Origin of the sequence: Streptomyces boninensis (genome assembly GCF_048572725.1) — a bacterium.
GTDB classification, from domain to species: Bacteria; Actinomycetota; Actinomycetes; order Streptomycetales; family Streptomycetaceae; genus Streptomyces; species Streptomyces boninensis.
The window spans coordinates 472,075-486,030 of the sequence record NZ_CP183837.1 but is presented as its reverse complement, the minus strand read 5'-3'; the positions used below and the strand labels follow the sequence as shown (position 1 = coordinate 486,030).

Here is a 13,956-nt window from a genome sequence, read left to right as displayed (position 1 = left end):
CAATCAGATGTCTTCGGCGGCGGCCGAGGGCGGTTCAGCGGCGGCAAAGGCGGTCAGTACGCGGGTCACCGCCCCGGCGAAGGACTCGAGCTCGGCACGGTCGGCGAATTCGTCCTCGGCGTGCGCGTTGTTGCGCCGCAGGTCGCCGGGGCCGAGCACGGCGGTGAAGCCGCCGGGCAGGTCGCCGGCCCAGATGGCGTCGCAGGTGAAGGCGGGTTCGTTGGTGGGCCAGCAGGGCAGCCCGGCCGTGCCCGTGAGCAGGTGCTCGGCCCATGCGTCGTGGGCGTCGAGGGTGGGCAGGCCGCGCTTCAGCCAGTCCAGGCGGGTGATCAGCGCCGCGTCGGCGGCGGTGAGCCCGAGCAGCTTGTTGCCGGAGAAGGTGGCGCGGAAGCGGGCGAGGCCGGCCTTGAGCTCGTCGTGCATCGCCCGCTCCAGGGCCATGCCCTCGGCGGCGCTGCCGTACGACAGATTCAGCATCAGCTGCCCGGTGCCGTACACCTTGTTGTGCAGCGGCCCGGTCTCGAGCCCGGCGACGCACACCTGCCCGCTCCCGGCGTACTGCGGCAGGGTCGTGGCGAGATGCCCGGCGAGATGCCCGAGCAGCACGCTCGCGTTGTGTCCCGCCGCGGGCGCGTCGTCGATGGAGTCCGCGCCGTCCACGGCGATACGGGCCGTCATGGACGCGGTGGAGCGGGTCAGCAGCCGGCCGCGGGTGGGCTCGCAGAAGATGTTGATCCGGCCGGTGTAGCCCTTCTCGATCAGCGAGCGGGTGCCGAACACGCCCATGGCGCCGCCCTCCTCACCGGAGACCACCTGGATCAGCACGCCGATCGTGCTGCCGATGCGCGGGTCCGCGGCGGCGGCGGAGCGGATGCCGGCCAGCAGGGCGACGGCCGGCCCCTTGGCGTCGATGGCGCCGCGGCCGAAGAACCGGTCGTCCTCCAGCCGCACCGGCTGGCGCCCGGCGACGGTGTCCATGTGGACGTTGAACATCACCGTCGACTCGGGCGGCAGCTGCGGCCCGAGGCGCAGCACCAGACTGGGCTGCACCTTCAAAAACTCCGGATCGCGGGCCATCGCCGCCCGTACCGAGGCGGGCACCTGGTCGTCGGTGACATCGCCGGGATCGGCGGTGCCGTGCCACTCGACGGCGAAGCCGACCGCGCGAGCGGCCTGCGCATACGCCCGCTGCGCCTCCCACAGCCGCACCTGGCCGCTCGGCTCGCCCTCCAGCGGGCCTGCGGTGGGCAGCGCCAGCAGGTTGAGCAGCAGCGCGTCGTCGGCGGCGATCAGCGGCGCACCGGGTACGCATTCAGTCCCGATCTTCGGCATGGCCTGCTCCTTCCGTGAGGTGGGCGGCGGACGTAAGGACATCGGTGGCGACGAGGCGTTCCAGGGCGCGGCCGTACTCGACGAACAGGCGCGGCCCGTCCTCGCCCAGGTCGGTGCGGGACTCGTGCGGCCGCAGCGCCAGGTGCGGCTCGATGGACCAGATCCCGGTGAAGCCGCTCTCGCGCAGCAGCCGCAGGCAGTCGGCGAGCCGGCTCTCGCCCTTGCCGGGCAGCGTGTAGCGGGCCTGCTCCCCGCTGCCGACGGCGTCCTTGACATGGACGTGGGCGACCGCCTCGGGGCGCTCGGCGAGCAGCCGGCGCAGCACGTCGAAGGCCTGATAGTGGTACGCGGCGCCATTGCCGGTGTCGAAGAGCAGCGCCAGCGCCGGGCTGTCCACCGCGTCGAGCAGCCGCAGCATGCGATCGGCGCTGCGGCCGGCCCAGCCCGCACAGTTCTCGTGCAGCAGCACCAGGCCGTGCTCGGCGGCGCGGGCCGCGAGCAGCCGCATCCGCCGGATGACCTCGATGCCCCAGCGGGACTCGTCCCAGCCGCTGTTGGGATAGGACATGACGCGTACGTAACGGGTGCCCAGCGCGGCACAGCGGGGGCCGAGGCGGTCCAGCTCCCACAGGTCCTGCTCGATGCCCTGATCGATGGGCCGCGACCAGTCCGCGATCCGCGAGTCGACGCAGGCGGTCGTCAGACCCGTATCGGCCAGCGTGGCCACGCAGTCGGCGAATGCCCGGTCGTCCAGGTCGGCGATCGCGACGCCGCCCACGCTGCGCAACTCGATGAGCTGCCAGCCCAGGCCGCGGATGGCCGCGGTCTGCTGCTCCAGGGTCCGCCCGGCCTCGTCCCCGATGCCGGCATAGAGGATGCCGGGGGCGGCCTCGCCGCGCGGGCTGTGCCCGGCGGCCGGTTCGCCCAGGGTGCCGGGACGGCTCTTACGAGGCATGAGGGAGCACCTCCGGGCGGCTCTCCTCTCCGACGCCGGTCGCGAAGGCGTGCTCCGCGGCCGCGGCGCGGGCGCCGCGTGCGAACCGCTTGGCCTCCGCGAGGATTCCGGTGACCCGGGTGTTGAGCCGGAAGTCGGCGTCCAGATCGGCGCCGTTCGTGAACTGCTCGTAGGCGTGCACCAGGAACCGGGCGAGCGAGTCGTCGCGGAACACCGAGTGCGGGATGAGGCCCTCCACCGAGGTGTCCAGGTGGGCGTAGTCGTCCGCTTCGCTGATGGGGTAGTGGCCGACGGCCCAGCCATCGCTGAAGCCGAGCTGTATGACCCGCTCGCGCACCGGCGCGGCGAGGTCGGAGAAGATCTCAGTACGGACGCCGCCGTAGTGGTCGAGCAGCAGCCGGGCCGCGCCCATCTCGGGCACCACGGCACCCTTGACCTGCATGTCGTGGAGTTCGGCGCCGGCGGTGGCGGCATCCCCGGCCAGGGACAGCACCACGCCCACCGAGTGCGGCAGCTCCACGTCGAACGTCGTGGGATGGCCTATGGTGCTCAGCGTCCGCGCGATGCGCGGCTTGCGCTGCGCAATGAACACGGTCTTCAGCTCGCCGAGGTCACCGGAGGCGACCAGTGCCCGCAGCCGCCGGGTGAGCGCGCTCTCCAGCCAGTGCGCCACCACCATCAGCTCCAGTCCGCGCTCGCGCCGCAGCGCGTCGATGGCGGGCAGCTCGTCGACGGTGGCGACCAGCGGCTTCTCCACGAGGATCTTGGTGAAGCCGAGGTCCGCCAGCTCCTTGAGCGGCTGCAGCCGGTTGGTGGGCGGCGTACACAGGTGGACGATGGTGTCCTCGGGGTCGAGCAGATCCCGGGCTCGGGTCAGCGTCGGCACCGCGTACACACTCGGGTCGGTCAGGTGCTTGGCGATCGGGTCGGAGTCGTAGACGACGGGTGGCAGTTGGGAGAAGAGGTGGGCGACGCGCTCCATGCCGCGCAGGCGGCGCAGAACGCTCCAGTGGAGTCCGTGGCCGGCTCGGCCGAATCCGACGATCAGTGTCCTGGGCATGGGAAGCTCACTTCGTAAGGGCGGTCGGGGTCAGTGGCTGCGGTAGGCCACCCGCGTGGCCAGTCCGGAGAACTCCTGCCGCCAGGCCTCGTCCAGCCCCGCGGCGTCCAGGGATGCGCAGGCCTTGTCCACCAGGCCGGCGATGGTGCGTTCGACGATCGCCCGCACCCCGGTCTCGTCCAGCAGCCGGCGCAGCAGGTCGGCATCCCACTCGTCCGCCTGCTGCAGGTGGGCGGCCACCCGCGGGTCGCGCTCGGCGGCAAGGGCGAGCAGGAGCGTCATCTTGTGTTCGGCGATGTCCTGGCCGGTCGGCTTGCCCGCCTCCTCGGCGCTGCCGTACGCGTCGATCAGGTCGTCGCGCAGCTGGAACGCCTCGCCGAGCGCGAGTCCGTAGCCCTCGAAGGCGGCGGCCATGTCGGGCCGCCCGGCGAGCGTGGCGCCGAGGACGAGGGGGCGGTGGATCGTGTAGCGACCGGACTTCTGTACGGCGATCCAGCGCGAGAGCCGCGGGTCTATGACGCCTTCGGCGGCCGCGGCCATGTCCAGGTGCTGGCCGATGACGAGTTCGGCGCGCAGCTCGTCCCAGACGGAGCGGGCGGCGGCCGGCAGCCGGCCGGCCAGCCGGTCGGCGTACACGAAGGCGAGGTCGCCGGTGAGGACCGCGGTGCCCTCGCCGAAGCGGCGGGTCTCGCCCCGCCAGCCGTGCCGGGTGTGTTCGGCGTTGAACACCTCGTGCACGGTGGGGGCGCCCCGGCGCAGCGGGGAATTGTCGGCGATGTCGTCGTGGATGAGGATGAAGGTCTGCAGCAGTTCCAGGGCGCCGGCGGCGTCCACGGCGACCGGCTCGGCCGGGGAACCACCGGCGGCCAGGTACCCGCTGAGGAAGAAGGTCGGACGCAGCCGCTTGCCGCCCTGTCCGATGAATTCGGCGATGGCGTCGACCGGCTGGGCGGCCCGGTGGTCGACCGAGCGCCAGTAGGAACGCTCGCTCTCCAGCAGTGAGTTCATCCGGTTCTCGACGAGCGCGAGCAGTCCGGCTCGGGTCTGCTGAAGGGAGGTGACATCGGCGGTGGGGCGGGGTGTGACGGTCGTCATGGCGGACCTCTTCGGAAGAATGGGGCGGGCTTTTTTCGGGCAGGCGGGGGTAGGGCGGGGTGGTACGGAGTACGGGGAATCCGGCGGCAGTCGCCGGGCGTCAGGCGGCGTCGCCGATGAGGGAAGCCGGCAGGCCGAAGACCTGGTTCTCCTCGGCGGTCCGCTCGATCTCCAGGTCGCCGTAGCCGAATTCGGTGAGCTTTTCGAGGACCTGCTCGACCAGGATTTCGGGGGCGCTGGCACCGGCGCTGACGCCGACCCGCTGCCGGCCCTCGAGCCAGGCGGGGTCCAGCTCGCTCACGTCCGGCACCAGGTGGGCATCGGTGCCCAGCTCGCGGACGACCTCGACCATGCGGATGGAGTTGGAGGAGTTCACGGAGCCGACGACCAGCACGAGGTCGCTGCTGGTGGCGATGGCCTTCACCGCGTTCTGCCGGTTCTGGCTGGCGTAGCAGATGTCGCTCTTCGCCGGGCCGTTCAGGGCGGGGAAGCGGCGGTGCAGGGCGTCGATGATGCCCGAGGTCTCGTCCAGGGACAGGGTGGTCTGCGACAGGTAGCCGACGTTGGCGTCGTCGGGGAGGTCCAGGTTCGCGACCGCCTCTTCGTCCTCGACGATGATGGTGCGCTCGGGCGCCTCACCGAAGGTGCCCTCCACCTCCTCGTGGTCGGCGTGGCCGATCAGCAGGATGGTCTTGCCGTCGCGGGCGTAGCGGCGGGCTTCCTGGTGGACCTTGGACACCAGCGGGCAGGTGGCGTCGATGACGTTGAGGCCGCGGTCGGCGGCGCCCTCCCGTACCGCCGGGGAAACCCCGTGGGCGGAGAAGACGCACACGGCACCGTGCGGCACCTCTTCCTCGGAATCCACAAAGATCGCGCCGCGCTCCTGCAACGAGCGCACCACGTAGTGGTTGTGGACGATCTCCTTGCGCACATACACCGGCGGACCGTATTTCTTCAGGGCCTCCTCCACGATGGAAATGGCGCGGCGCACGCCGGCACAGAATCCGCGCGGCTCGGCCAGAATGACCTTCTTCTGCCCGGTGGAATCCTTCGTCATTTCTGGTGTCTCCCGGTTCGTCGTCTCGAAGTGCTGCGAGCGTGCCGAGACACGTAATGGGACGTCAACGAAATCGGCTCCGGGCGGCTGTGCAGGGGCTTTACACCATGTTTTTCTGCCTGGGTGCTGCCACGGGATCCGGCTGCCTCGCCGCACCTGCCAGCGGCTTGAGGGCGGGGGCGGCGGACCCTGCCATGGGATTGTCACGGCTGCGGCCACCCGGACCGTGGGAGGCGGGCTGACCTGCCTTTAGCCGCACCCTGCCGGGCTGTGCGCACACTGCCGCATGACCGAGACGCCACTGCCCAAGCCGCGTGCAGCGCTCATATCCGAGCTGCAGGACCAGCTGTCCGCGCTCCCGGTCCCGCCGGGGGTACCCGCGCCGAAGATCGAGCGCCTGCTGGAGTTCCTGGGCGATCGAGCCGACGCGGACGAGGCCAGCGCGGCTGTCGTCGACGCCGCCCTGATGAGCGTCATAGACGGCTTCGCCGCGCTGGACGCCGAGGATCCCGAGTCGGGCGCGGAAACCGCCTGAGCCATAGCCCCGTTGCCGCTCCCCGTCCCCCAGCTTGGAGCTCCCAGGCATGAGCATCGCCGTCCTCCTCGCCGACGCCTGTCCCCGGCAACGCCAGGTGCACAGCGTCCAGCTGAACAGCGAACCGGACATCGACGTGGTGGCGCAGTGCGCGGACGGCGCCACGGCCTGCGAGGACGCCCGGCGGCTCCTCCCCGACGTGGTGCTGACGGCGCTCGACCTTCCCGGCACCGGCGGCGTCGCTCTCACCCGCTTGCTTGCCCGGCAGCGTGGCACCAGCGTCGTGGTCGTCGCCGATACGGACGCACCGGACCAGGCGTTCCGGGCGCTCCATGCCGGCGCCAGTGGCTATCTGCTGCGCGGCTCGCCCGGCGGCGAACTCGCGCGGGCGATCCGCCGCGCCGCCTGCGGGCAGGCACACCTCGCCCCGCGCATCACCCGTCCGGTCATCGACCGGTGCATCCACCAGCCCGACGCCCCCGACCTGCATCCGCTCACCCCGCGCGAGCGCGAGGTGCTGCGGCTGATCGGCACCGGACTGTCCACCCAGGAGATCGCCGACCGCCTGATCCTCTCCCGCAGCACCGTGAAGTCCCATGTGGGGCATATCTTCCGCAAGCTGGGCGTGCGCTCACGCACCCGCCTCGTCGCCATCGCCCACGAGAGCGGGCTCATGGGGCCGCCACCTGTGGCCGCCCGTACGCCACCGGAGGGCGGGCGGCCGCTTCTGCTTTAGCGCCGCTCTAGAGGCCCCGGTGAAACTCCGGCCTGTCCATCCGGGCCTCGAACCGAGGGGGGACCTCGTGATCAGCAGACGCTCACTCATCCGCACCGGCGCCGGCGCCGGTGCCGCGGCGGCACTCGCCGCCACCGGCTCCACCGCCGTCCTCGCCGGCGCCGGGACCGCCTCGGCGGTACCGGCGTGGGACAGCCTGAGCAGCGGGTTCGACGGCACCCTGGTGCTGCCCGGCAGCCCCGGCTACGACCAGGCCGTGCAGCTGCACAAGGCCCAGTTCGACGCCGTACACCCGCAGGCGGTCGCCTACTGCACCAGCGCCGCCGATATCGCGGCCTGCATCCGCTTCAGCCAGGACTATTCCGTCCCCTCGGCGGTGCGCAGCGGCGGCCACAGCAACGCCGGTTACTCCACTACGCCCGGCCTGATCATCGACACCTCGCGGCTGAACTCCGTACGGGCAAGCGGCAGCACGGTCCGCCTGGGCCCGGGTGCGCAGGGCATCGACATCGTCAGCACCCTGTCGGCGCTCGGCCTGCAGGCGCCTACCGGCACCTGCCCCACCGTCGCCATGGGCGGCTGGCTGCAGGGCGGTGGCGTGGGCCCGGCCGCCCGGAAGCACGGGCTCGGCGCGGACCGGCTGGTCTCCGCCAAGGTCGTGCTCGCCAGCGGCCGCACCGTGACGGCCTCCGCCACTCAGAACGCCGACCTGTACTGGGCGCTGCGCGGCGGTGGCGGCGGCAACTTCGGCGTCGTCACCGAATATGAGATACGCCCGGTGCAGACGCCCGTGGTCAGCCTGTTCAACCTCGCCTTCGACTGGGCGGACGCCGTCGACCTGGTGCAGGCCTGGCAGGCGCGGCTCGCCGTGGCACCGCGCGAGCTGGACACACATCTCTTCGTTACGTGGCCGACCGACGCCGGCGGCACCCCCAGCGTCGTGGTGGGCGGCAGTTACCTGGGCACCAAAGCCGCCGCGGACGCCGAGCTGGACAAGCTGCTCACCGCCCTGGGCCGCCCGGCGAAGAGCCGCCAGTGCACGGAACTCGGCTACCAGCAGGCGATGATGACCTTGTTCGGCTGTGCCGACAAGACCGTCCCCGAGTGCCACCGCATCGGCTATTCACCCGAGGCGGTGCTGCCGCGCGAGTACAACGCGACCTACCGGCACGTCCTGGCGGGCACGGCGTACTCCCGTACCGCGATCCAGGACCTCCTGGCCCGCATGGAGCACCAGGTGCGGGCCAAGCAGTTCCGCTTCATCGGCCTGTTCGCGTTCGGCGGCCGCATCAACGACGCGGCAAAGAGCAGCACCGCGTACGTACACCGCGACACGCTCTTCGAGATCGGCATGCAGATCGCCCTGACCACCCAGACCCCGTCGGACGACGACAAGGCCGCCGGCGCCGCGTGGATCAACGGGACCTTCGACACGGCCGAGCCGCATTCGAACCATGAGATCTACCAGAACTTCATGGATCCGGCGGTGACGAACTGGCGCGAGGCCTACTACGGGTCGAACCACACGCGGCTGCAGTCGGTCAAGCGCACCTATGACCCGTACCGCTTCTTCAGCTTCGCGCAGGCGATCTGACGCGGAGTTTTAGGTCCCCTTTGGACCGCGCTGTGAGGCTCTCCGCAGCACCCTGCCATGTCAACGGGCGCGAGAAGGGAGCCGAGATGGTCCTGATCGACGATTCGTCGGCGCTGGCCACCGGCCCGCGCCGCAGCACTCCGCTGGTGGGACGCGGCACCGAACTCGGCGAACTCATGGCCTGGTTCGTGCAGGGCGGCGGCGGCCGGCTCACGCTCACCGGTGCCCCCGGCTGCGGCAAGAGCCGGCTCGCCGCCGAACTGCTGGAGGGCGCCCGCCAGGCAGGCTGCGGCAGCGAGCACGTGGACCTAGACGGCCTGTCCGCACGCGAGGTGACCGGCACGCTGTCCGCGCTGCAGGAGCGGGCCGCCACCGGCACGGCCGAGCTCGCCGCCGCTCCCCGCCTCATCGTCCTGGACTGCGGCACGCGGGCCACCCTGGACCTGGCCCAGCTCATTGCCCGCCTCGCGGCAGCCGGCGGCCCGCTGCAGGTGCTCACCGTCGCCCGGCAGCCGCTCGGCGTATACGGCGAGCGCTGCTTCCGGCTCGCGCCGCTGCGCCTGCCCACCGACGCGGAAGCCGGCGACCCGGCCGGCCTCGCCGAGGTGCCGGCGGTGGCTCTGCTGCTGAACCGGCTGCGTTCGGCCCGTCCCGGCTTCCGGTTGACCAAGCACAACGCGGCCGCCGTCGCGGACCTCACCCGGCGCCTGGACGGGCTGCCGCTGGCGCTGGAACTGGCCGCCGCCCGGCTGAAGGTGATGGCCCCGGCGACCCTGGCCGACGAGCTCGAACGATCCCTGAACGCCCTGCACGGCACCCGCGCCGACACCGACTACCGGCACCTGAACATGGCGGTGGCGGTCGCCGGGAGCTTCGCGCGGCTGCGCCCCGACCAGAGCGAGCTGCTGGCCCGCCTCACGCTGTTTGCCGGAGCTTTCGAGGAGCGGGACGCCATCGGGGTCACCGGCAGGCCCGAGGCCGAGGTACGAGCCGTGCTCGGCGAATTCATCGACCACGGCGTCGTTTGGTGCGAGGAACTCCCCGAGGGCCGCCTGCGGCTGCGGGTGCCATCGCTGTGGCGCGGCCACGGCAGCACTCTCCTGCGGCGCACCGGTCGCCTCCAGGCGGCGCGGTCCGCGCACGGCAGATACGTGGCGGGCCTGGCGCTCGCGCTGCTGCCACAGCTGAACGGGCCCCGGCAGCATGCGGCGCGCACCCGCCTCGACCAGTGGCACGAGGACATCCTCACCGCCGTGGACGAGCTCACCGAGACCGGCGAACAGCCCACCGCGGCCCGGCTCGCGACGGCGGCCGTGCCGTACTGGCTCAGCCGCGGGGCGGCCAGGACCGCCGTCGCCCGCCTGATGGCCTTACGGGCCGCGGTCCCCGGCCCGGGCATCGAGGAGGCGCTCGGCGCCGCCCGCCTCGGCTTCGGGGCTGCGGCCGCCGCGACCGCCCATGCCGCGCAGGCGCGGGCCGGGTACACCGTCATCGGCGACCGCCCCGGCGCGGCCAGGGCCCGGCTCACCCTCGCGTACGCGGCACACGCCAGGGGCGATCTGACGGCGGCCCGGGAGCATCTGTCGGCGGTGCTGGAGGAGTGCACCGAACTCGGAGACACCCGCGGCCTCCTGCGGGCGACCGTGCTGCTCGCCGCCGTGCTCGGTGCCCAGGGGGAGTGGGAGCACGCTCTGCGCCTCGCCGGACAGGCGGCTCAGGGCGCGAGCGGGACATCCGACGCCGAAATGGCCGCGCTGGCCGTGCTGGTACGGGCCCAGCTGCTGGCCGGCACCCGGCACACCGAGCGGGCGCTGGCCGACGCCCACCAGGCGCTCCTGGCATTGCACGGCCTGGGTCACGTACCGGCGACCGGCGCCGCCCTGCTGACCCTGGCCGCGGTGCATGCCCGCGCCTCCGGCGACTCGGCCAGGGTGTGGGAGCGGGTGGCGATGCTGGTGGCCGCGGGGCAGGACATCGAGTCGCGGGTGGGCGGGCTGCCGTTCGGCCTGCCGGCGGCGGAGGTGAACCGGATGCGCGCCACTGCCCGGGCGCGGCTGGGCGCGGTGCTCTTCGGCGAGTGGTGCGGTGCCGGCCACCGCTTGACCCCGCGCGAGGCGGTGGCCCGGGCCACCGCCGCCCTGGACACCGACGACCGTCTGCCCACCGACCTGGACACCGCGCGGCTGGCTCCCCGGGAACGCCAGGTCGCGGCGCTGGTGGCCGAAGGCCTGACCAACCGCGAGGTCGCCCGGCGGCTCGGCGTCGCCGAATGGACCGCGGTCAACACCCTGCGCAGAGTGATGCGCAAACTGGACTGCAGCTCGCGCGTCCAGGTCGCCCAGCGGATGCTGCGAACTCCCCGGCACCTGCCATGAAGACCCCGGACCGCGGCGGCTCCGGCCTGTGGTGGAGCTTCCTCGTCGGCCTTGGCCTCTACGGCCGCATCTGGATCCCCGTACCCCCACCCGACCCGCCGACCGCGGCGGGCCCACCTCCCGGCCACCCGGAAACGTGGGATCCCCACGCCCGCCTCTCACGCGAGGAGCAGGACCTGTTCGTCCGCCTGTACGGCGATGAGCCACCACGGGGGAGTCGCCGCGGCAGGACGTAGCGGATTCCTCAGGCACGGGCACGCACCAGATCTGGATGGCGTAGCCGGCGTGCCGGCGGATCTCATCGATGCGTGGTGCTCGAATGCTCCGGCATTACGAATCGCCGGGTCTTGTGCGGCCCGTCGCGCGATCGAGGCAATCCAGCCTTGCGGGGTTATCCCGTGGCCAGGAGCACCCACGGCTCGGACGCCCAAGTTGCGCTCACTCCGGAGGCGTCCTTTCTCGTGGGAACTGACCGAGGACTGCGGCGACACGGTGACCAGCGGCGAGCTTCGGGTGCTCACCGAGCCCGGGGAGCCGGGGTGTCTTGCTCCTTCACCTTCGCCCGGATTGCGCGCGGGTGGCAGGGCGGGCTCGCACGCGAGCCGCCGCCCGCGCACAGCCGCGTACGCGGGACTCGAAGACTGGCCCGCCAAGCACCGCAACCTCTTCCTCCACCCCGCGGCCCGTACACCGCCGAACCTGCCGGCCCCGATCACGACGCCCTGCTGCTGCTCGACATGAGCGCTCCCCGCCCCACGCTCGGTCCGGCTCCCGGATCGACGATGCCGGGAACCTCCTCCCCGTAGGACGGCCGCGCCCGGCCGGGCGCGGCTACGTGGCGGTTGAGGGGCGGGCGTGGTCGGCGGCCCATGACGCGAGGATGCGCAGGCCGTCGTGGGTGGGCGAGCCGACTTCTGCGGTCCATACGACGAGTTGCTGGTCGGGGTCGGTGCTGGCGGTGAGCGTGTCCCAGTCCAACGTCAGCTCTCCGGCGACCGGGTGCAGGAGGGTCTTGGATCCGACGCTGAGAGTGGCAACCTGGTGCGCGGCCCACCACGTGCGGAAGTCGGTGTCCTGGACGCACAGTTCACCGACCAGCGCGGTCAGCCGGGGATCGTCGGGATATTTAGCAGCCTCCATGCGCAGTTGCGCGACCGCCATGCGGGCCACGTTTTTCCAATCCGCATAGAGGTTCCGCATGGCAGGGTCGGTGAAAAGAATGCGGACGTAGTTGCGGTGCTTTTCCGGAACGGCTGCGAAATCGGTGACCATGGCAGCGGCGAGCGGGTTCCAGGCGAGGATGTCCATGCGTCGGCCCATGACGATGGCCGGCGTGGCCGTGAGATCGTCCAGGACCCGGCGCAGCTGCGGCTGGACTTTCTGCTGGGCCCGGCGGCGCGGCCTGGCCGTTTCCTTGCCGGCGAGACCGAACACGTACCGGCGCTGGTCTTCATCCAGGTCAAGGGCGCGCGCGACAGCTTCCAGCACGGGGGCAGAGGCGGACAGGCGGCCCTGTTCGAGACGGGTGTAGTAGTCCGTGGAGATCGCCGCGAGCTGCGCCACCTCTTCGCGTCGCAGGCCCGCCACCCGGCGCTGACCGCCACTGTCGGGCAGGCCCACGGCACGAGGCGTGAGCTCGGCGCGGCGCGCCTTGAGGAATTCTCCCAGCTCGTTCAGATGCGGTGATGGACTCATGCCACCAGTGTCGCAGTGAATACCCGGATCGAGAGGGGGAGAAATCCTTCCCAGGATGTTCCCTTCCCAGGAAGTGTTTCTCCTCTGCACGGATGCCCGGGCCCGTGGCAGCGTAGAAAACACAACGACGAAACGTGACCGAGGAAGGAAGCACCATGGCGGAGAAGCAGTCCGCGGCACAGTAAGCCACACCCGTATTGATCAAGGAGACATCCGATATGGCCGATCACGGCTTCGAGCAGCCCTTCGCTCTCGGTGAGACCAACGACGCCTACGCCGAGAACTTCATCGGGCAGAGCTACCTGGCCCCCCTGACCGGGGGGAGCGTCCCGGTCAGCAACGTGTCCTTCGAGCCGGGCTGCCGCAACAACTGGCACATCCACCACGGCACCGACGGTGGCGGAGACCAGATCCTGCTGTGCACAGCCGGCAGCGGCTGGTATCAGGCGGACGGGCAGGACACGGTCAGCATGACCCCGGGCACCGTCATCCGTGTCCCGGCGGGCACCAAGCACTGGCACGGAGCGAAGGCCGACTCCTGGTTCTCCCACCTCGCCTTCATCACACCCGGCGAGGGCGTCAGCAACGAGTGGCTCGAGCCGGTCACCGACGAGGTGTACGGCCGGCTCCCGAAGAGCGGAGACAACGCATGACCATCCTGAACGAGACCTACACCCTGGCCGACGGCGTCAAGATCCCCAAGCTCGGCCTGGGCACCTGGTTCATCGACGACGAGAAGGCAGCCGACGCCGTCCGTGCGGCCATCGAGACCGGCTACCGCAACATCGACACCGCGCAGGCATACGGCAACGAGCGCGGAGTCGGAGAAGGCATCCGTGCCTCCGGCGTGGCGCGCGAGGACCTGTTCGTGTCGACGAAGCTGGCCGCGGAGATCAAGGACTACGACTCTGCGGTCGCCGCGATCGACGACTCGCTGGCGACGCTGGATATCGGCTACATCGACCTGATGTTGATCCACGCCCCGCAGCCGTGGGACGACTTCCGCGGCGGCGACTACAACGAGGGCAACCGCCAGGCGTGGCGCGCACTGGAAGACGCCCACAAGGCAGGCAGGATCCGCGCGATCGGGGTGTCGAACTTCCTCGAGCCCGACCTGGAGAACATCCTCGATCACGGCACCGTGGCACCCCACGTCAATCAGATGCTCCTGCACGCCGGGAACACCCCGGTGGCACTGCTGGCCTTCTGCGAGGACCGGAACATCCTCGTGCAGGCGTACTCGCCGATCGCCCACGGCACACTCCTCGACAGCCGGCAGATCAAGGCGATCGCCGAGAAGTACGAGGTGAGCGTCCCGCAGCTGTGCATCCGCTACACCCTGCAACTGGGCACCCAGCCGCTCCCGAAGACCGCGAACCCCGAGCACATGCGCTCCAACGCCGACGTCGACTTCGAGATCTCCGAGACGGACATGGCCACCCTGCGCACCCTCGACGAGCGCGACTACGGCGAACACGCCGTCTTCCCCGTCTACAGCGGCAAGTAGACCGCACCCGGGCAC

13 protein-coding genes are annotated in these 13,956 nt (G+C 71.3%); 7 read left to right on the top strand and 6 right to left on the bottom strand.

The genetic code is table 11. From position 1 onward, the window contains the following. Positions 1 to 3: 3 nt before the first annotated feature. The 5 genes from ACNNMR_RS02160 to ACNNMR_RS02140 form a co-directional block, all read right to left on the bottom strand. Positions 4 to 1,332, bottom strand: coding sequence for a M20/M25/M40 family metallo-hydrolase (locus ACNNMR_RS02160; RefSeq protein WP_419992753.1), 1,329 nt, complete (start codon positions 1,330 to 1,332; stop codon positions 4 to 6). Continuing rightward, a complete protein-coding gene (locus ACNNMR_RS02155) occupies positions 1,313 to 2,287 on the bottom strand; it encodes a sugar phosphate isomerase/epimerase family protein (protein WP_419992752.1) in 975 nt (324 codons plus the stop codon). Before ACNNMR_RS02155 ends, ACNNMR_RS02160 begins: the two co-directional genes overlap by 20 nt. Further along, positions 2,277 to 3,347: a Gfo/Idh/MocA family oxidoreductase gene (locus tag ACNNMR_RS02150; protein ID WP_419992751.1), complete on the bottom strand. Its 1,071-nt coding sequence runs from the start codon at positions 3,345 to 3,347 to the stop codon at positions 2,277 to 2,279. The genes ACNNMR_RS02155 and ACNNMR_RS02150 overlap by 11 nt, the downstream gene beginning before the upstream one ends. Before the next feature lie 30 nt (positions 3,348 to 3,377). Next, the gene (locus ACNNMR_RS02145; RefSeq protein ID WP_419992750.1) at positions 3,378 to 4,442 is read right to left on the bottom strand and encodes a polyprenyl synthetase family protein; all 1,065 of its coding nucleotides are present in this window, start codon (positions 4,440 to 4,442) and stop codon (positions 3,378 to 3,380) included. 100 nt (positions 4,443 to 4,542) lie between these two features. Next, positions 4,543 to 5,499 (bottom strand): 4-hydroxy-3-methylbut-2-enyl diphosphate reductase, encoded by a 957-nt coding sequence (locus ACNNMR_RS02140; protein WP_419992749.1) that lies wholly within the window; start codon positions 5,497 to 5,499, stop codon positions 4,543 to 4,545. A 286-nt stretch (positions 5,500 to 5,785) separates the two neighbouring features. Here ACNNMR_RS02140 and ACNNMR_RS02135 point away from each other — a divergent pair, with 286 nt between their 5' ends. The 5 genes from ACNNMR_RS02135 to ACNNMR_RS02115 all read left to right on the top strand — a co-directional run bounded on the left by ACNNMR_RS02135 (position 5,786) and on the right by ACNNMR_RS02115 (position 10,975). Further along, the gene (locus ACNNMR_RS02135) at positions 5,786 to 6,034 is read left to right on the top strand and encodes a hypothetical protein (protein ID WP_419992748.1); all 249 of its coding nucleotides are present in this window, start codon (positions 5,786 to 5,788) and stop codon (positions 6,032 to 6,034) included. Between the two features lie 49 nt (positions 6,035 to 6,083). Next, positions 6,084 to 6,770, top strand: a complete 687-nt coding sequence (locus tag ACNNMR_RS02130; protein ID WP_419992747.1) for a LuxR C-terminal-related transcriptional regulator — start codon at positions 6,084 to 6,086, stop codon at positions 6,768 to 6,770. A 67-nt stretch (positions 6,771 to 6,837) separates the two neighbouring features. After that, a complete protein-coding gene (locus tag ACNNMR_RS02125; RefSeq protein ID WP_419992746.1) occupies positions 6,838 to 8,364 on the top strand; it encodes an FAD-dependent oxidoreductase in 1,527 nt (508 codons plus the stop codon). A gap of 86 nt (positions 8,365 to 8,450) precedes the next feature. Continuing rightward, a complete protein-coding gene (locus tag ACNNMR_RS02120; protein WP_419992745.1) occupies positions 8,451 to 10,739 on the top strand; it encodes an ATP-binding protein in 2,289 nt (762 codons plus the stop codon). Next, complete coding sequence (locus tag ACNNMR_RS02115; RefSeq protein ID WP_419992744.1) at positions 10,736 to 10,975, top strand: DUF6059 family protein; 240 nt, start codon at positions 10,736 to 10,738, stop codon at positions 10,973 to 10,975. Before ACNNMR_RS02120 ends, ACNNMR_RS02115 begins: the two co-directional genes overlap by 4 nt. A 595-nt stretch (positions 10,976 to 11,570) precedes the next feature. Here the strand turns inward: ACNNMR_RS02115 and ACNNMR_RS02110 are convergent. Beyond that, entirely contained in the window at positions 11,571 to 12,434 is an 864-nt protein-coding gene (locus ACNNMR_RS02110) for a helix-turn-helix domain-containing protein (protein ID WP_419992743.1), read from the bottom strand. A 218-nt stretch (positions 12,435 to 12,652) separates the two neighbouring features. On the opposite strand from ACNNMR_RS02110, the gene ACNNMR_RS02105 reads away from it, so the two are divergent. Then, positions 12,653 to 13,087, top strand: coding sequence for a cupin domain-containing protein (locus tag ACNNMR_RS02105; protein WP_419992742.1), 435 nt, complete (start codon positions 12,653 to 12,655; stop codon positions 13,085 to 13,087). Beyond that, the gene (locus ACNNMR_RS02100; protein WP_419992741.1) at positions 13,084 to 13,941 is read left to right on the top strand and encodes an aldo/keto reductase; all 858 of its coding nucleotides are present in this window, start codon (positions 13,084 to 13,086) and stop codon (positions 13,939 to 13,941) included. The genes ACNNMR_RS02105 and ACNNMR_RS02100 overlap by 4 nt, the downstream gene beginning before the upstream one ends. The last annotated feature ends 15 nt before the right edge of the window (positions 13,942 to 13,956 follow it).